This is a genomic window from Endozoicomonas numazuensis, from assembly GCF_000722635.1.
Classification (GTDB): domain Bacteria; phylum Pseudomonadota; class Gammaproteobacteria; order Pseudomonadales; family Endozoicomonadaceae; genus Endozoicomonas_A; species Endozoicomonas_A numazuensis.
In genome coordinates this window covers 353,516-371,833 of the sequence record NZ_JOKH01000004.1, presented here as the reverse complement: position 1 = coordinate 371,833, position 18,318 = coordinate 353,516, and the positions used below count along the sequence as shown (strand labels likewise).

The window sequence follows — 18,318 nt, the reverse complement described above, 5'->3', positions numbered from 1 at the left end:
CAGCTTTACGACTGGAGCTACTCCTAGTCACTGGTAAAAACAAGTATAGCTTCAATGCTCGTTTTAGGTCAATCTACAGGAATTTCAAGCCTTCTTGTTACTTTTCAGCCAAGAGACAACAAACTCAGCATAAACCAGCCAGAGGCACATAATCTCTTTTCTATTGATATATAAAAAAAGGCAGGATTCTCATCCTGCCTTTTTCTTTGATCAGAAAGAATCAGTGTTCGCCAGCTGGCCCACCAATAGGTCCTTTCTTCTCATCATTATCGCCGTCGGTATCACCGGATGATTCAGACTCTTCAGGAGCCTCTTCAGCCTTAATACCTGCATCGCCATCGCCATTTGAAGAAGAATCAGAAGATTCTTTAGGCGGACGCGGCTTTTTACCTTCCATGATGTCATCAATCTGATCAGCATCTATGGTTTCATACTGCATCAGAGCATCAGCCATCATATCCAGCTTACTGCGATTTTCCTCTAGAAGACGTTCTGCAGTGGAGTAACACTCATCTATAAAGCTACGAACTTCTTCATCAATCAGTCTTGCAGTTTCACCGGAAACATTCATCTTTCCGCCACCACTGCCATAGTTCTTACCCAGGAAAACTTCCCCGTCTTCATCATCATACTGAAGCGGTCCAAGCTTTTCTGACAGACCCCATTTGGTCACCATGTTTCTGGCAATCTGGGTCGCACGCTGGATATCGTTGGAAGCACCCGTGGTTACGCCCGCCTTGCCCAGCGTCATTTCTTCAGCAATACGACCACCGAAGAGTGAACAGATCTGACTTAACAGGGCCTCCTTACTCTGACTGTAACGATCTTCCTCAGGCAGGAACATGGTTACACCCAACGCACGACCACGTGGAATGATACTGACCTTGTATACCGGATCATGGTCAGGTACCAGACGACCAACAATGGCGTGACCCGCTTCGTGATAAGCAGTGTTACGCTTCTCTTTCTCGCTCATCACCATGGACTTGCGCTCAGCACCCATCATGATTTTATCTTTGGCGAGATCAAATTCGTGCATGCCTACCATGCGTCTATTAGCACGGGCAGAGAACAACGCAGCTTCGTTCACCAGGTTGGAAAGATCCGCACCGGAAAAGCCTGGAGTACCACGGGCAATAACAGCTGGCTCCACGTCGTCAGCAATCGGCACCTTGCGCATGTGTACTTTCAGGATCTGCTCACGACCACGAATGTCTGGCAACCCTACCACTACCTGACGGTCAAAACGGCCAGGACGCAGCAGCGCAGGATCCAAAACATCCGGACGGTTGGTTGCAGCAATAACGATAATACCGTCGTTTGCTTCAAAACCGTCCATTTCCACCAGCAACTGGTTAAGTGTCTGCTCACGCTCATCGTGACCACCACCCATACCAGCACCACGGTGACGACCTACCGCATCAATCTCATCAATGAAGATAATGCAAGGTGCTTGCTTCTTGGCCTGTTCAAACATATCACGGACACGGGAAGCACCCACGCCCACAAACATTTCAACAAAGTCGGAGCCAGAAATGGTGAAGAACGGCACCTTGGCTTCACCTGCAATAGCCTTGGCCAGCAGGGTTTTACCCGTACCCGGAGGTCCTACCATCAGGACTCCGCGCGGAATACGTCCGCCCAGACGCTGGAACTTGCCCGGATCTTTCAGGAAGTCGACCAGCTCCTGCACATCTTCCTTGGCTTCTTCAACACCAGCAACATCTGCAAAAGTCGTTTTGATCTGATCTTCCGACAGCAGCCTGGCCTTACTCTTGCCAAAGCTCATAGGGCCACCACGGCCACCGCCGCCACCCTGCATCTGTCGCATAAAGAACATAAAGACAGCAAGAATCACCAGGATCGGAAAACTGGCAACCAGCAACTGAGTCCAGATGCTTTGCTTTTCAATAGGTTTAGATTCGATTTGGACATTAGCGCGCAGCAATTCGTCCATCAGCTGATTGTCGGGTACTGCCGGGGGCAGATTGGTCTCAAAGCGTTCACTGCTGCTCATGAGTCCAGTAATGGTAAACCCGTCAATCATTACCTTGCTGACCTGACGATTTTCTACCGCACTGACGAAGTCAGAATAACTGAGCTTCTGGGTAGAAGACTGCATGCCATCGAAGTTTTTGAATACGGTCAACAGCACAAGGGCAATGATGACCCATAAAATCAAGTTTTTTGCCATATCATTCAAAGGGCTACCCTCACTTGAGCGTACTGAAGCCTGTAGCGAACGGTGTTAAAGGGCATAATTACCGGCTCTGCTCTCTCTTATGGTTAATTCGCACCCCCTACCATACACGAATGGTCGAAAGGGTGACAGTCATCAGCTGGCTATTGGGCAGATAGAAAGAATCAATGATTCCGGCAAGTCTGCTCTATACTTTGCTGCGACGCGGTTTCAGGGTTTTTCCAGACTTTTGTCAGGTCTGTGTCAAGATACGATAGTCCTTAACCATCACAGCTTTAAACAGCGCACATTTCAATACCCCGCCCCAGAGGCTAACAGGAAGTGACCCATTTTGCCTCCAAGTGAAATGCTTATTCAGGATATAAAGTTTCTGGCTAACAGAAAGACTTCTCTGGACCTAGCTCTTGATGAGCCCGGCTTGCGGGTAATCACTTTTTGGAATGAAGTTTTCATATCCTTGTGAAATTCCTGATACCCCTCACCCTGGAATGTTTTTGTCAGGAAAGCGCCATTTTTCTTCAGCACCTGTCTGGACAAATCCAAAGCCAGCTCGGCCAGGTACATGGCCTTGGGCTGATCTACTGCCAGTGTACCACTCATATTGGGGGCCATATCTGAAATTACAAGGTCTACTTTGTCACTTCCTATCGTTTCCAGGATTTTTTCCAGCACAGAGTCTTCTGTAAAGTCACCCTGAACAAAGTCAACTCCGGCAATGGGATCCATGGGAAGAATGTCTGACGCCACCACTCGACCGTTATCTCCCACCATTTCAATAGCAACTTGAGACCACCCACCAGGAGCCGCGCCAAGATCTACTATTTTCATGCCCGGCCTGATCAACTTGTCTTTTTCCTGAATCTCGATCAGTTTGTAGCTGGCACGGGAACGATAGCCATCTTCCTGTGAGCGTTTTACATATTCATCTTCAAAGTGCTCCTGTAGCCAGCGAGCACTGCTTTTGGATCTGGCCATTCTATACCTTAAAAGCGTTTTTTCATGACTCTTGCTTACTTTTGAAAAATATTTTGCCCTCCTTTTTGATCGCTAAAGGTTGATCGCTAAAGGTTGATCGCTAAAGAATGGCACTAAAATATTTTTTCACTATGGGCATTTGTGAGCCATAGAGAATAAAGTAGAATAATGAACTTTTGATCAGCAGTTTCCAACCCGGTTTTTCCCTATCTCACAAAAACCGAGAAGCGAGCCCTCGATTCAGACGCATGTCGGTACAAAAGTCCTTCATCGTCTCGTTTATTCGCTCACCAGGAACCTGTTGCCCGATTGTCATGGCTGTATGCAATCGGCTTACTGGACACTCAGCCTCAGGATTCTGAAATCATGAGCATTAGTTCTGAAAAGAAGAGACATTACCGCTCCCTCGGTCACAAACTGAAACCTGTTGTTATGGTGGCAGGCAATGGTCTGAGCGATGGAGTTGTTGAAGAAACCTTGCGTGCCCTGCACGACCACGAGCTGATTAAGGTGAAGTTTGCCGTTGGCGATCGTGAAGTCAAGAAAGAAGCCATTGCCGAGCTGTGTAACCAGACTCAGGCTGAGCTAATTCAGACCATTGGCAACATTGCTCTTATCTACAAAGAGAACAAGGAGGCCAAACCTAACTTGTCTAATGTCAAAAGCTTCTGACATTTTTGAGTGCCTGAGCTTCAGGCACTCTTCTCACGCCCTTTAATTCAATAAACCCACGGCTTCCGCAACACATAGCAATAGAAAACCAGGTCAAACTGATTATCCGGAACGGCTACCTCAGCGGATTTAATGAACCTGAATGGAAAGAGAGGGTTGCTTTTTCTGGCCAACTCCAGCATCTCTGGCTGAATATCAACACCTTCCACCTCATAGCCAAGCCCCTGCCAAAAGGGAACCCGAATGCCAGAACCACAAGCATAATCCAGCACCTTATTTCCAGGCGGCGGATATTTTTGCAATAGATCAGGAGCATCCCGCAAATACAGATAACAGATATCGCCACTGGCGACTTCGTCATACATTTTGCCGTTATAGGAGACCATAGATACTTCAGCAGAGAGATTTGACCAAACAGGATAATGACATCATCTTCGCAGATGCAGACTAGCAAAAACTCGGTATTAAGCCGTTTTCACCCTAAAAAAATGAAAAAATGAAAAAATCAGGGAACCCATCAAACCAAACACAGTCCAAGTACAAGAATTTAAATGACAGAAAGTTATAAAAATGGCGATCCCAATAAACAGCAAATCACAAGACAACACTTATTATAAGGCTCCGGGCTATATAAAGGACGCTCCTAGAGGTGCAGAACAACCAGCAAGCAGCTTCGGTAAGACTGTAGACAAGACCAGCTACGCTTACAAAGCGAACCCTCCTGCATCTCGTCAACATCAAACCACCAACCCATCCCGAACTGTCGTTGAAGTTGAGCCTGAAAGATCCTCACCTGTTCAGGAAAAACCAGCACCCTTACCTGAAACAACTTATATGTACACCTCACCTTTTCAGCTAGGTATACCCTGTAGCCTGGAAGCCCATCTACAGAAGATTAAGAAATCAGCGGATACAAGCGTTCAAGCCCCTCAGCCTTTAGTTGAGCCTGAAAGATCCTCACCTGTTCAGGAAAAACCAGCACCCTCACCTGAAACAACTTATATGTACACCTCACCTTTTCAGCTAGGTATATCCTGGAGCCTGGAAGCCTATCTACAGAAGATTAAGAAATCAGCGGATACAAGCGTTCAAGCCCCTCAGCCTTTAGTTGAGCCTGAAAGATCCTCACCTGTTCAGGAAAAACCAGCACCCTCACCTGAAACAACTTATATGTACACCTCACCTTTTCAGCTAGGTATATCCTGGGGCCCGGAAGCCTATCTACAGAAAGCGGATACAAGCGTTGAAGCCCCTCAGTTTTTGGAAACCTCTGTTCAGAACAGTAAGCCTGAGAGCACAATAGATCTACCTGAAAGGATTTACGAATATAGATACTTGAAGCTATCACAAGAGAAGCTAGCCGCGCTGCACGATGCAAAACTGGACAGCGCCAGCAATGAAGAAAACCTTGATGCTATCAACGCACTACTATGCGAAGCCTACTCTCAATTCGAACAACAGAAGCGATCTGAAAACTACAAACAGGAACTACTCAAGCTACACCTTGAAATAGGCCACTTAATGCTGCACAGAGATCAGCTGAATGAAGCCAGTTCTCACTTTATGGTACTGGCTGGTTATATCAGGGAAAAAGATCAAAATCGCTGGGAAATTCCTTCGAGACATTGCTATCAATTATCCGGTTATTCAAAAAATCCGAAAGTGTCAGATAAACATAAACGCCCTTCTGAATATTACGACAGAGGATTTGCAGGCTTAGCGATATCTAATGCCTGGCACTTAAAAACACTCTTCAAAAACAATAACCCGACCAATAGAGTCACTAGAGCCAATAGAGACAAATTTTCAACCAGACTAAATAACGTTCTCACTTCAATCAGAGAGCAGCAACTTAGCTTTAAAGATACTAAAGATCAACATTTCTACGAGGAAGCGAAAAGCATTGCAGAGCAATATATAAACGAAGCAACCAAAGACAGAAAAACGACAAGAGAGAGTAGAAGAAAGAAACCTGGGAAGTAATTTCTCTGCACAGGTCATATAGACCCGTGCAGAGACTTGAGATCAATCAGATGTGTTTAACCTCATCAATCTCATATTCAACACTGCCAGAAGGCGTGTTAACGACAACAACATCACCCTCTTCCTTACCAACCAAGGCACGGGCAATAGGTGAATTAACCGAGATTTTGTTGTCCTTGATGTCGGCTTCGTCATCGCCCACGATCTTGTACTCAACCTCATCGTCCGTATCCAGGTTTACCAGCACTACAGTAGTACCAAAAAGAACCTTTCCGGTTTTATTGATCGTAGTAATATCGATAACCTGGGCATTGGACAACTTACCCTCGATATCATTAATACGACCTTCAGCAAAGCTCTGCTGCTCACGAGCGGCATGATACTCTGCATTTTCTTTCAAATCCCCCAACTCCCGGGCTTCAGCAATCGCCTGGGAAATACGTGGTCGATCAACTGTTTTCAGTTGAGTCAATTCTTCACGGAGGGCTTTTTCGCCCTCCACTGTCATTGGAAATCGATTCATCCAGTCTTACCTTCGTGCAAATCCTGAAGTCTTCTGACTGTCTTTTCCGAGCCAAAGGCAATGGCCCGGGCAATGGCTTCCGCACCCGCCATAGTGGTGGTGTAGAGAACCTTGTTGGTCAGGGAAGATCGACGGATTGTATAGGAGTCCGCAATGGCCTGACGACCTTCGGTGGTGTTGACGACAAAGGCTATATCACCATTGACGATGCTGTCCACCATATTTGGTCGACCTTCCATCACCTTTTTGACCCGTGTCACCGGTAGACCTGCATCTTCAATGACCTGAGCAGTACCGCCAGTCGCCATCAACTCAAAACCGGTATCCATTAACAGGCGAGCAATACCAGGAACCATGTGCTTATCCTGGTCACGAACACTGAGAATGACTCGACCGCCTTCTGGCAATGCCATATTCTCAGCCAACTGAGCCTTATAATAAGCCTCAGGGAAAGAAGCACCTACCCCCATCACTTCACCGGTCGACTTCATCTCAGGGCCGAGAATCGGATCAACACCCGGGAATTTGTTGAATGGGAAAATAGCTTCCTTCACGCAGTAGTAAGGAGGCACAATCTCTTTGGTAAACTCCAGCTCCTGCAACGTTTTACCCATCATGACACGAGCTGCAACCTTGGCAAGAGAGTGACCAATACACTTGGACACAAAAGGTACTGTACGAGAAGCCCGAGGATTCACCTCAATCACGTAGAGCTCACCATCCTGCAATGCCATCTGAACATTCATCAGTCCAACAACACCCAATTCCATGGCCATGGCTTTCACCTGCTCACGAATCTGATCCTGGATGCGAGGACTCAAGCTGTATGGAGGCAGAGAACAACCGGAGTCACCAGAGTGAATACCCGCCTGCTCAATGTGTTGCATAATGGCACCGATCACCACACGCTCACCGTCGCATACTGCATCAACATCAACTTCAACCGCGCGATTCAAGAACAGATCCAACAGAACCGGACTGTCATTGGAAACCTGCACCGCTTCCTTCATGTACTTTTGCAGCTCTTCTTCGCCAGCTACAATTTCCATCGCACGACCACCCAATACATAGGAAGGACGTACAACCAACGGATAACCAATCTCAGTCGCCCTGGCAACGGCTTCTTCAGCACTGCGAACAGTAGCATTAGCCGGCTGCAGAAGACCCAGCTTTTGAATCATGCTCTGGAACCGCTCACGATCTTCAGCCTGATCAATAGCATCAGGACTGGTACCGATAATAGGCACACCCTCTGCTTCCAATGCACGAGCGAGTTTCAGAGGAGTCTGGCCACCGTAGTGAACAATAACGCCTTTGGGCTTTTCTACATCGATAACTGCCAGCACATCTTCCAGAGTTACAGGCTCAAAGTAGAGTCGATCGGAGGTGTCATAATCGGTCGATACTGTTTCCGGGTTACAATTAACCATAATGGTTTCGTAACCGTCTTCACGCGCTGCCATAGCAGCATGCACACAACAGTAATCGAACTCGATCCCCTGCCCAATACGGTTAGGCCCACCACCAATAACCAGAATTTTTTCATTATCGGTAGGTGCAGCTTCACACTCTTCTTCATAGGTGGAGTACATGTACGCTGTCGTAGAGGCAAACTCGGCCGCACAGGTGTCCACGCGCTTGAAGACTGGCTTGATATTCAACTGACGACGATGGTTACGAATTTCCGCCTCAGAAAGTTCCATCACCTCTGCCAGACGTGCATCACTGAAGCCTTTACGCTTCAGACGGAACAGCACTTCAGCAGTAAGATCATCAAGACCCTTGCCAGCCAGTTTCTGCTCTTCCAGAACAATGTCTTCGATCTGCACCAGGAACCAGTGATCGATCATGCAACTGTTAAAGACTTCATCACGGGTCATACCAGCACGGAAAGCATCCGCCACGTAGTAAGGACGATCCTCCTTGGGAACAACCAGCTCAGCCTTGATCTTGTCAATAGCACCTTCAGCTCGAGCATCCAGCATCGGATTAAAGCCGGTAGCACCTGTTTCCAGACCACGCAGGGCTTTCTGCATGGATTCCTGGAAGGTACGACCAATCGCCATCACCTCACCCACAGACTTCATCTGTGTGGTCAGGCGGTCGTCAGCCTGAGGGAATTTCTCAAAGGCAAAACGAGGAATCTTGGTGACCACGTAATCGATAGTAGGCTCGAAAGAAGCCGGTACTACACCACCGGTAATTTCGTTACGCAGCTCGTCCAGGGTGTAACCCACAGCCAACTTGGCCGCTACTTTGGCAATCGGGAAGCCGGTAGCCTTGGAAGCCAGTGCCGAGGAGCGGGATACACGGGGGTTCATCTCGATCACAACCATACGACCGGTGCCCGGGCAAATACCGAACTGAACATTGGAACCACCGGTTTCTACGCCAATCTCACGCAGTACAGCAACAGAGGCGTTACGCATGATCTGATATTCTTTATCAGTCAGCGTTTGGGAGGGCGCTACGGTGATAGAGTCACCAGTGTGAACACCCATAGGGTCAAAGTTCTCGATAGAGCAGACAATGATGCAATTGTCATTGCGATCACGCACCACTTCCATCTCGTACTCTTTCCAGCCGATCAGGGACTCATCGATCAGCAGCTCATTGGTAGGAGAAAGATCCAGACCGCGCTTGCAGATTTCTTCAAATTCATCCTTGTTGTAGGCAATACCACCACCTGAACCACCCATAGTGAAAGAAGGACGGATGATGCAGGGGAAGCCTAACTGATCCAGAACAGCATGGGCTTCTTCCATAGTGTGAGCAATGCCGGAACGAGGTGTTTCCAGGCCAATATTTTTCATGGCCTTATCGAACATTTCACGATCTTCGGCCTTGTCGATGGCATCCCGACTGGCACCAATCATCTGCACGCCATACTTTTCCAGCACACCTTTATGGAAAAGATCCAGGGCACAGTTCAGCGCAGTCTGGCCACCCATGGTCGGCAGAACAGCATCTGGCCGTTCTTTCTCAATGATTTTTTCTACCGTTTCCCAACGAATAGGCTCAATGTATGTAGCATCTGCCATGCTGGGGTCGGTCATAATGGTGGCCGGATTGGAATTCACCAGAATGACGCGATAGCCCTCTTCTTTCAGGGCTTTACAGGCCTGGGCTCCGGAATAGTCAAATTCACAGGCCTGACCAATGATGATGGGACCCGCACCCAGGATCAGGATGCTTTCAATATCTGTACGTTTCGGCATCGTAGCTCTCGTAGCTTATCTCAGGCTTCCGGAGTTTTTCACTCACGGAAACCTGTTGATTCTGTACTGTATGTCTCTTTTTCAAGTGACCTGATCAGGACTGGGAAGTCGCTGCATGCTCTTCCAGCAGGCTGATAAATCGGTCAAACAGCACCGCCACATCGTGTGGCCCCGGACTGGCTTCAGGGTGTCCCTGGAAGCTGAAAGCGGGTCGGTCTGTCAACTCAATACCCTGAAGACTGCCATCAAACAGGGATTTGTGAGTCACACGAATATGCCCGGGCAGATTTTCTTCAGACACTGCAAAACCATGATTTTGACTGGTAATCATCACTACACCAGAGTCCAGATCCTGAACGGGATGGTTGGCGCCGTGGTGACCGAACTTCATCTTCATGGTGGTAGCGCCACTGGCTAGCCCCAACAACTGATGCCCCAGACAGATACCAAAGACCGGGATACGGGTTTCGAGGATGTCCTGAATAGCCTTGATAGCATAGACACAAGGCTCTGGATCACCGGGACCATTAGACAGGAAAACACCATCGGGGTTCATGGCCAGAACCTCTTCAGCGGGAGTCTCTGCCGGCACGACTGTCAGCCGACAACCACGCTGAGCCAACATCCTTAGAATGTTGCGCTTTACACCAAAATCGTAAGCCACAACATGGAAAGGCTGCTCGTCAACCGACTGGTGTTCATCAGACTCCAACGCCCAAACACCTTCTTTCCACTCATAGGACTCACTAACGGTCACTTCCTTAGCCAGGTCCATACCTTTCAGACCCGGGAAAGCACGAGCCTTCTCCAGTGCAAGCGCCTCATCGATATGACCGTTTTCATCGGCTACCATAATACAGCCATTCTGAGCCCCTTTTTCACGCAAAATCCGGGTCAGACGACGAGTATCAATATCAGCGATCGCTACGATATTGTTAGTACGAAGATACTCATCAAGAGGCATTTTATTTCGCCAATTGCTGGCAAGAAGAGGAAGGTCACGAATCACAAGGCCGGCTGCATGAACTTCTGTAGACTCTTCATCTATAGGAGTAATGCCGGTATTACCAATATGGGGATAGGTGAGAGTCACTATTTGACGGGAATAAGAAGGGTCGGTGAGAATTTCCTGATAGCCTGTCATGGCTGTATTGAAAACTACCTCACCACTGGTTTCCCCATCGGATCCAATGGCAATGCCCCGAAATAGACTTCCGTCTTCCAGAGCCAGTACGGCTGACTTACTCAATGATTCCTCCCACACTTCGACCTGTTCCTGATCAAATCCAAAGAATAACAATCTGATCAGGCGATGCTCACGCCAGCTTGCGAGACAGCCAGTACATATGTGCCCTGTTTCCATACGGAGCGCGCTCAAAAAAAGCGAGAGGTAAACTAAATCACCGTCTCGCTTTCTTATCTGACTTTTATCAGGAACGTCTGGGGCACACCGTCTGCCTCAACAAATCTAATGCAAATTTTTCGCATTTAAACACAATAATTTTGATCGAACAAGATTTTTCTAGTAGACAATACCTACAACCTTCACCCCGAAATCGGGTAAAGGCCCTACATCACAAGCACCCCCACCTAACCCATTCGAGAAAGTACTACCCCTATCACTTCTTTGACTCCGACTGTTTAACCAAGTCTTTTGTAGCATCGGTCATTCTTTTTGTCAGAGCTACAAGCAAACATGCCTGTAAATTCTCCTGCAAATGATCAACTAAGAGCGCCTTCCAGCCCCCTCCTGTCAAAGAAGCCTGCTGCTGAAAACGAGTCAGAGAACTAACCAGCTCCTGTACGCTGATCTGTCCACCATCAACATGAGGAGTAGATGAAGAAGGAACTGAAGGCAAGGTTTGGACTTGGGTTTGGGTCGATTGATCAACCATCTGAGCAACATTACTGGATGGAGGAACTTTCACCTCTTGAAGAGGCTCCACTTTTTCAGCGCCACAGTTATCACATAAAGTTACCGCCAAAAAACTGGGAACACTGGAACTAATACAGCTCAGACCAAAAATACGATAGCCTTCAAAATCCTGCCCGGCTCCTCCTGGCCCTGTTTGCAACGGGTTCAACTTGCTCTTTTTAACAGCATCAGCCTGACCCGCTTTCCTTTTTCTCTTCCGTTTCTCTCCAACTGACGCCTCAATTACCGGGGAGTCCGCCACTTCCGACCCCTCATCATCTTCAAACGGTTCTTCTTCCAACCCCACCCCATCAACCACCTCAATGGACTGCACCTTTTTCCAGTCCGGTGTAACATGCTTTGTGGACAGAACCTCTTCAACCCAAAGTGCCAGTAACTTATACCCATCGCCTTTCAAGATGCTACGTTGTTGCCAGCGTTCGCTCACCCTGATCACCTACTACTTGCAGGCTCACAGGGCTTCGCTCACTTGTCGCCTAGTAGCATCTTGAAATCCAATGGGTATATTGATCAACACATCAGTGATTTGATTCTTTTCCAAATCAGCCAAAACGGCTTCATCGGCAGGCTTGATAGCGGTCAGATCCTTCCACCTTATAATGAATCTGGACTCTAACTCAGAAACCAGTCTCAGTGACTTTTGCGGCGACAGGTAAAGCTTCATAATGAAACCATCCCAATCGCCCGTCTCGTAAATACGCCAGGCCACTCTACTCCACAACCATTTTTTTCTGAGACTTTCAGCCTCTTTCTGCTTCTTTTTCTCAGCCTCCTTGTACTTCTTCTCCCATTTCTCCTGCCCATCAACGCCGACCTTCTCAACCTGATCCAAATGCACAATCATGGATGGAATACCAAACCGACTCCCTTTCTCCAACACCTTATCTTTCTTTCCACGAGTAGCCTTTGCCATTTATCTTGAAGACTCTTTGGAGGCTTGCAACTTCTCAGAAACTACTCGAACTCTTTTATTACCCGCCTCAACCACAACACGGTGAGGACTATCGTCTTCCTCTGAAGAAGGGTTTTGCTCTTCTACTTTTGGCTTCTTTTGCTGACCCCCGCCCTGCTCCTGCTTCCTTTTTCCCGGTGTCTGTCGAGGCGTTACAGAAGCATAAGCCGGGTCGACTGGCTTACCTCCCACTCTTTGCCATCGTCGATAGTTTTCAAATACCCTTTCAAAAGCTTCAGCTGCCAACGCAAAGTCCAGCCTTATCCTTCCCAGCTGACCACCTACGCGCTTGAACAGCCAGAGCACGCCTTCAGAGTCACGATAAACCCAGTAGGCACCCTCGATGGATGCATAGGGACTGACTGAATATTCCTGTTCCTGCCAGACATCGTCGGAACCCACCCTGAGAATTCGCGACTGCTAACCTGGCTCAGGATGCACTAGGAGGCTGACCATCAGGCAGAAAATCCTCCATCTCGCTTGATTCAGACAACTCAATCACTCTGACATCGTGATCATAAATCTGTACGAAAAACTCTCTATTCTTCAGACGAAGAAATTCATTTGGGCGGATAACCTCTCCCCCTGGATGTGAATCTTCGTCGAAACGCTCTACTTCATTCCCGACAACTCCATTCTCCCTTACGCACTTGTTTTGACAGAACTCTCCAGTGGAGTCACATACCCCCTGCTCGCAAGAAAGCTGATAGTTTTCAATGGCCACAGAGTCATGAGTGGAGTACTGGAGTATCAAATCATTTGGATTCAAATCAGAAGAAAAGAGCGCTGGAATACCACGGTATTGCGAAAAAACCTTTGGAGCACCACCCCACAACAAGCCTTCCTGCAACATGCCCGCACTGACAGCAGAGGAAAGAAACCCGGCAAAAAAAACAATGGGACCCAACGCAAAAAAGATGCGAGCAGCTATAAATAGCTCATTAGATTTATTAATTTATGGCCTAAAAAGTAGTTCACAAATGAACCACTCAAGAAAAAGCTTCTCCCCTTTTTCCGTCAATCAAAAATCAGAATAATGAAACAGCAGAAAAGTGTTAGATGGGGCACCCCCTGAAAAAGGTTACTTTTCGCCGATGAGAAGTTAACCATGGAGACCAGAAGGGTCAGCATCAGCAACAGCGCCTCAACATTATTCAACCCTAAGACAATGGTTTTTGAGGTAAGAACACCAATCATCAGAACGGCCGGGATTGTCATCCCTATGGTAGCCAGCGCAGAACCCAGGCAAATATTAATAGAGCGCTGAAGATTGTTGACTCTAGCCGCTTTAATAGCCGCCATACCTTCAGGGGACAGCACCAGTATTGCCACAATCAAACCACCAAGATCCGCCGGAGCGCCCAGCTCGGAAATACCATAATCCACTAGAACAGCCAGCTTTTTAGACAAAAGCACGATGGGGATCATGTAGCAGATCAACAGCAGGGTATGTGTTAACACTGACAGTTTCTTTTCACAGTTATGATTCGGCTCAGTATTCTCCCCGACAAAATAGTTGCGATGCCGCATGGTTTGCATTCCCAGAAAAGCAACATAAAGCACCACATTCATAACCACGAGAAAGACAACCTGCTCAAGAGAGAAAGTCCCTGCACGCGTTGATTCGGTAAAGTTGGGTAAAATCAAACCCAGTACAGAAAGCGGGATCAGAATTCCAAGAAATGAGTTTGCTCCCTGTAAATTAAAGGTCTGCTCAACATGTCGTATACCCCCCAGTAGTAATGAGAGACCCACCAACCCATTCAGTACAATCATCAACACTGAGAACATAACATCCCGACCCAACGTCGGATTATGATCTCCCGTCAGCATCACTGCAGAAATCATAATAACTTCAATGCTAATTACGGAGAGCGTCAAAATCAGAGTGCCATAAGGCTCCCCTAACTGCGCAGCAAGCCCGTCAGCATGACGCACCACGCCAAACGAAGACCAGAGCATGGCAACAAAGAGCAAAAGAAACAGACACAGGCTGACCCACGCCGACGAACCCGTCGTCAGATAGCGAGTGCATAATGAATAGAAATACACCGATGCAGCAATACCTGCATACAGACCCGGCTCTGATGTTAAAACCGAAGGGAGCTTCATTCTCTTTACCGCAAAAAAGGCTTCATTGTCAGAATAAAATCCGACTGAGTTATCTCACTGGATATTCAATAAAAAAACAGTGAGACCACTTCCATGTTTCAGCGTATGGAAGCGCCCATAGAAAGGCATCTACAAGATAGTTGAGGTTTGAGACTAGAGCCATCGGGCCAGAAGAAAAGAATAAAGACCTGCAGCAACAAGACATTGCTGCAGGATAGAAACATCAGAAGATACTCAGGACGCCATATCGTCGAAGAACTTTTTCACGCCTTCAAAGAATGAAGTTTTTCTAGGTGACTGACGGTCTTCACCTTCAGCTGCAAATGTATCTTTCAACTCATTCATCAGCTCTCTCTGACGTTCAGTCAGATGAACCGGAGTTTCCACAACCACACGACACATCAGGTCACCACGACCACCGCCACGAACAGGCGTCACACCTTTATCACGCAGACGGAATAACTTGCCAGTTTGAGTCTCTTTTGGAATCTTCAGTTTTACACGACCATCCAGAGTCGGAACTTCAAGCTCCCCCCCTAATGCCGCATCAACAAAAGTAATAGGCACTTCACAGTAAAGGTGCTTGCCATCACGCTGGAAGATCGGATGATCAGCCACGCTGACCTGAACGTAAAGGTCACCTGCTGGACCACCATTAAATCCGGCTTCACCCTCACCCGCGAGACGAATACGGTCACCTGTATCCACACCTGAAGGGATCTTAACAGACAGCGTTTTGTATTCCTGAACACGCCCCTCACCATGACATTCACGACATGGGTCTTTGATCATTTTGCCCGTACCGTGACAATCCGGGCAGGCCTGCTGAACAGAGAAAAAACCCTGCTGCATACGCACCTGCCCCATACCACCACAGGTTGTACAGGTAACAGGCGAAGTACCTTTCTTGGCACCAGAACCATCACAGGAATTACAGCCCACCAGGGAAGGAATTTTGATTTTCTTAGTGGTGCCTTTAACCGCTTCTTCCAGGCTCAGTTCCAGCTGATAGCGCAAGTCAGCCCCACGCTGAACTGAACTGCGGGAATGACCGTGGCCACCACCGCCAAAAATATCACCAAACACATCACCAAAGATGTCACCGAAGCCACCGGCACCTGCACCGCCAAACCCTCCGGCTCCACCCATGCCTCCCATACTGGGATCAACACCGGCATGACCATACTGATCATAAGCGGCACGCTTCTGATCATCGGAAAGAATTTCAAAGGCTTCGTTCACTTCTTTGAAATTTTCTTCCGCATCCGTGTCATCAGGGTTACGGTCAGGGTGAAATTTCATAGCCATACGGCGATAGGCCTTCTTGATCTCTTTGTCAGAGGCCCCTTTTTCTACGCCCAGTACTTCATAAAAATCACGTTTTGCCATCAGTAACACCCTGTGGTCAGGCTCTGTCAGATCACCTGACCGAAATAATCCAAATCGCTTTCATACATCGGGAAATACCCCGATTTATTGAATACAAATGCCCATAGCGAATGAAAAACCGTTTACGCGCCTCATCGACTTAACATGAGCCACTCAACTAATTCTTCACAAAAGAAACTATTTGAAAAACTATGGGGTTTTTCAGACAGCCTCTCAAACAAACAGCGCGGGAGTATGTACTCCCGCGCCGCCTGATCAACTCATACCGCAGCGCGGAATGGGTTTATTTCTTGTCTTCTTTCACTTCTTCGAACTCGGCATCAACAGCGTCGTCCGCAGCGGCAGAAGAGTCAGCTTCCTGAGCGCCTTCAGCACCAGGCTGCTGAGCTTCAGCATACATTTTCTGAACCAGACCGGAAGAAGCTTCAGACAGAGCCTTGGACTTTTCTTCGATCAGATCCTTGTCGTCACCCTTCAGCGCTTCTTCCAAAGCGGCCAGAGCTTCGTTAATCGCATTTTTCTCTTCTTCAGTTGCCTTATCACCGGCTTCTTCGAGAGTCTTGCGAGTGGCATGAACGAGGCCATCACCTGTGTTACGGGCAGCAGCCAGTTCTTCGAACTTCTTGTCTTCAGCCGCATTAGCTTCTGCGTCCTGAACCATTTGATCGATTTCATCGTCAGACAGACCGGAAGAAGCCTTGATGACGATGGACTGCTCTTTACCTGTCGCCTTATCTTTGGCTGACACGTTCAGAATACCGTTAGCATCCAGGTCGAAGCTGACTTCAATCTGAGGCATGCCACGTGGAGCCGGTGGAATGTCAGACAGATCGAAACGACCCAGAGACTTGTTGACAGAAGCTTGCTTGCGCTCACCCTGACAAACGTGAATGGTCACTGCATTCTGGTTGTCGTCTGCAGTAGAGAACACCTGGGACTTTTTAGTCGGGATAGTGGTGTTCTTTTCGATCAGGGCAGTCATTACGCCACCCATGGTTTCGATACCCAGAGTCAGTGGTGTCACGTCCAGCAGCAGCACGTCTTTCACGTCACCGGCCAGAACTGCGCCCTGAATGGAAGCACCCATGGCAACCGCTTCGTCAGGGTTTACGTCTTTACGTGGCTCTTTACCAAAGAATTCAGCTACTTTTTCCTGAACCATTGGCATACGGGTTTGACCACCCACCAGAATCACTTCGTCGATGTCAGACAGATCCAGATCGGAATCTTTCATCGCCAAGCGGCATGGTTCCAGAGAACGCACTACCAGCTCTTCTACCAGAGACTCCAGCTTGGAACGGGTGACTTTAACATTCAAGTGCTTAGGACCTGTAGCATCAGCAGTGATGTAAGGCAGGTTTACATCGGTCTGCTGAGCAGAAGACAGTTCGATCTTGGCTTTTTCAGCAGCTTCTTTCAGACGCTGCATGGCCAGTGGGTCACCTTTCAGATCAATACCCTGGTCTTTCTTAAACTCTTCAGCCAGGTAATCGATCATGCGCATGTCGAAGTCTTCACCACCCAGGAACGTATCACCGTTCGTGGCCAGTACTTCGAACTGGTGCTCGCCGTCTACATCGGCAATTTCAATAATGGATACGTCAAAGGTACCACCACCCAGATCGTATACTGCGATGGTCTGATCGCCAGACTTGCGATCCATACCGTAAGCCAGTGCAGCAGCAGTAGGCTCGTTGATAATACGTTTTACGTCCAGACCCGCGATACGGCCAGCATCTTTGGTCGCCTGACGCTGAGCGTCGTTGAAGTAAGCAGGTACGGTAACAACAGCTTCAGTAACAGACTCACCCAGATAGTCTTCAGCCGTTTTCTTCATCTTCTTCAGGATTTCAGCAGAAACCTGAGGGGGTGCTTTTTTGTCGCCCTTGGCTTCTACCCACGCATCACCGTTGTCTGCTTCGATGATTTTGTAAGGAACCATAGTGATGTCTTTCTGAACAACATCATCTTTAAAACGACGACCAATCAGACGCTTAATGGCGAACAGGGTATTATCAGGGTTGGTTACAGCCTGACGCTTGGCTGGCTGACCTACCAGAATTTCACCGTCGTCAGTGAATGCAACGATAGATGGAGTCGTACGACCACCTTCAGCATTTTCCAGAACTTTGGCTTTTTCGCCGTCCAGAATGGATACACAGGAGTTGGTTGTACCCAGGTCAATACCGATTATTTTACCCATTATTAATCTCTCCGTTGCCCTGCATGCAGAGCGAAATTCTTTAAATTTTTTACCGTGGAAAGCCTTTCATCTTTAATGATGACGAAAGCTAACTTCTACATCTCACGGTTTTTTAACCATTCAATTCTTCAGCTGAGGGCCGCTTTCCAAGTAAT

General features: G+C 47.9%; 15 protein-coding genes. 2 read left to right on the top strand and 13 right to left on the bottom strand.

Annotated features, from left to right (window positions below; all coding sequences use genetic code 11):
* Positions 1–220: 220 nt before the first annotated feature.
* Both ftsH and rlmE read right to left on the bottom strand, forming a co-directional pair.
* Positions 221–2,194 carry an ATP-dependent zinc metalloprotease FtsH gene (gene ftsH / locus GZ78_RS18420; RefSeq protein ID WP_034839634.1) on the bottom strand — a complete coding sequence of 658 codons (1,974 nt, stop codon included), beginning with the start codon at positions 2,192–2,194 and terminating at the stop codon, positions 221–223.
* 360 nt (positions 2,195–2,554) lie between these two features.
* Complete coding sequence (gene rlmE, locus GZ78_RS18410) at positions 2,555–3,175, bottom strand: 23S rRNA (uridine(2552)-2'-O)-methyltransferase RlmE (protein ID WP_034839247.1); 621 nt, start codon at positions 3,173–3,175, stop codon at positions 2,555–2,557.
* A gap of 366 nt (positions 3,176–3,541) precedes the next feature.
* Here rlmE and yhbY point away from each other — a divergent pair, with 366 nt between their 5' ends.
* Entirely contained in the window at positions 3,542–3,847 is a 306-nt protein-coding gene (gene yhbY, locus GZ78_RS18405) for a ribosome assembly RNA-binding protein YhbY (RefSeq protein WP_034839631.1), read from the top strand.
* A 47-nt stretch (positions 3,848–3,894) separates the two neighbouring features.
* Here the strand turns inward: yhbY and GZ78_RS18400 are convergent, their stop codons facing one another.
* Entirely contained in the window at positions 3,895–4,233 is a 339-nt protein-coding gene (locus tag GZ78_RS18400) for a class I SAM-dependent methyltransferase (protein ID WP_034839245.1), read from the bottom strand.
* Between the two features lie 184 nt (positions 4,234–4,417).
* On the opposite strand from GZ78_RS18400, the gene GZ78_RS18395 reads away from it, so the two are divergent.
* Positions 4,418–5,830, top strand: coding sequence for a hypothetical protein (locus GZ78_RS18395; protein ID WP_034839243.1), 1,413 nt, complete (start codon positions 4,418–4,420; stop codon positions 5,828–5,830).
* Between the two features lie 46 nt (positions 5,831–5,876).
* Here the strand turns inward: GZ78_RS18395 and greA are convergent, their stop codons facing one another.
* The 10 genes from greA to dnaK all read right to left on the bottom strand — a co-directional run bounded on the left by greA (position 5,877) and on the right by dnaK (position 18,163).
* Positions 5,877–6,353 (bottom strand): transcription elongation factor GreA, encoded by a 477-nt coding sequence (greA, locus tag GZ78_RS18390; RefSeq protein ID WP_034839240.1) that lies wholly within the window; start codon positions 6,351–6,353, stop codon positions 5,877–5,879.
* Positions 6,350–9,571: a carbamoyl-phosphate synthase large subunit gene (gene carB / locus GZ78_RS18385; protein ID WP_034839238.1), complete on the bottom strand. Its 3,222-nt coding sequence runs from the start codon at positions 9,569–9,571 to the stop codon at positions 6,350–6,352. Before carB ends, greA begins: the two co-directional genes overlap by 4 nt.
* 94 nt (positions 9,572–9,665) lie before the next feature.
* Positions 9,666–10,820: a glutamine-hydrolyzing carbamoyl-phosphate synthase small subunit gene (gene carA / locus GZ78_RS18380; RefSeq protein ID WP_034839629.1), complete on the bottom strand. Its 1,155-nt coding sequence runs from the start codon at positions 10,818–10,820 to the stop codon at positions 9,666–9,668.
* 370 nt (positions 10,821–11,190) lie between these two features.
* Positions 11,191–11,934 (bottom strand): hypothetical protein, encoded by a 744-nt coding sequence (locus GZ78_RS18375; protein WP_152558816.1) that lies wholly within the window; start codon positions 11,932–11,934, stop codon positions 11,191–11,193.
* A gap of 24 nt (positions 11,935–11,958) precedes the next feature.
* Positions 11,959–12,420 (bottom strand): hypothetical protein, encoded by a 462-nt coding sequence (locus GZ78_RS18370; protein WP_034839234.1) that lies wholly within the window; start codon positions 12,418–12,420, stop codon positions 11,959–11,961.
* Complete coding sequence (locus tag GZ78_RS18365) at positions 12,421–12,861, bottom strand: hypothetical protein (protein ID WP_034839232.1); 441 nt, start codon at positions 12,859–12,861, stop codon at positions 12,421–12,423.
* A gap of 28 nt (positions 12,862–12,889) precedes the next feature.
* Complete coding sequence (locus GZ78_RS18360; RefSeq protein WP_034839229.1) at positions 12,890–13,366, bottom strand: hypothetical protein; 477 nt, start codon at positions 13,364–13,366, stop codon at positions 12,890–12,892.
* A 110-nt stretch (positions 13,367–13,476) separates the two neighbouring features.
* On the bottom strand, positions 13,477–14,571 hold the full coding sequence (locus GZ78_RS18355; RefSeq protein ID WP_034839228.1) for a calcium:proton antiporter: 1,095 nt from the start codon (positions 14,569–14,571) through the stop codon (positions 13,477–13,479).
* A 234-nt stretch (positions 14,572–14,805) separates the two neighbouring features.
* Positions 14,806–15,960 (bottom strand): molecular chaperone DnaJ, encoded by a 1,155-nt coding sequence (gene dnaJ / locus GZ78_RS18350; protein ID WP_034839225.1) that lies wholly within the window; start codon positions 15,958–15,960, stop codon positions 14,806–14,808.
* Between the two features lie 283 nt (positions 15,961–16,243).
* Positions 16,244–18,163, bottom strand: coding sequence for a molecular chaperone DnaK (dnaK, locus tag GZ78_RS18345; protein WP_034839222.1), 1,920 nt, complete (start codon positions 18,161–18,163; stop codon positions 16,244–16,246).
* Positions 18,164–18,318 lie beyond the last annotated feature (155 nt).

Excerpts from the sequence above, each read along its gene's own strand:
- ftsH (WP_034839634.1), bottom strand. The coding sequence starts at position 2,194 with ATGGCAAAAAACTTGATTTTATGGGTCATCATTGCCCTTGTGCTGTTG.
- rlmE (WP_034839247.1), bottom strand. The coding sequence starts at position 3,175 with ATGGCCAGATCCAAAAGCAGTGCTCGCTGGCTACAGGAGCACTTTGAA.
- yhbY (WP_034839631.1), top strand. The coding sequence starts at position 3,542 with ATGAGCATTAGTTCTGAAAAGAAGAGACATTACCGCTCCCTCGGTCAC.
- GZ78_RS18400 (WP_034839245.1), bottom strand. The coding sequence starts at position 4,233 with ATGGTCTCCTATAACGGCAAAATGTATGACGAAGTCGCCAGTGGCGAT.
- GZ78_RS18395 (WP_034839243.1), top strand. The coding sequence starts at position 4,418 with ATGGCGATCCCAATAAACAGCAAATCACAAGACAACACTTATTATAAG.
- greA (WP_034839240.1), bottom strand. The coding sequence starts at position 6,353 with ATGAATCGATTTCCAATGACAGTGGAGGGCGAAAAAGCCCTCCGTGAA.
- carB (WP_034839238.1), bottom strand. The coding sequence starts at position 9,571 with ATGCCGAAACGTACAGATATTGAAAGCATCCTGATCCTGGGTGCGGGT.
- GZ78_RS18370 (WP_034839234.1), bottom strand. The coding sequence starts at position 12,420 with ATGGCAAAGGCTACTCGTGGAAAGAAAGATAAGGTGTTGGAGAAAGGG.
- GZ78_RS18355 (WP_034839228.1), bottom strand. The coding sequence starts at position 14,571 with ATGAAGCTCCCTTCGGTTTTAACATCAGAGCCGGGTCTGTATGCAGGT.
- dnaJ (WP_034839225.1), bottom strand. The coding sequence starts at position 15,960 with ATGGCAAAACGTGATTTTTATGAAGTACTGGGCGTAGAAAAAGGGGCC.
- dnaK (WP_034839222.1), bottom strand. The coding sequence starts at position 18,163 with ATGGGTAAAATAATCGGTATTGACCTGGGTACAACCAACTCCTGTGTA.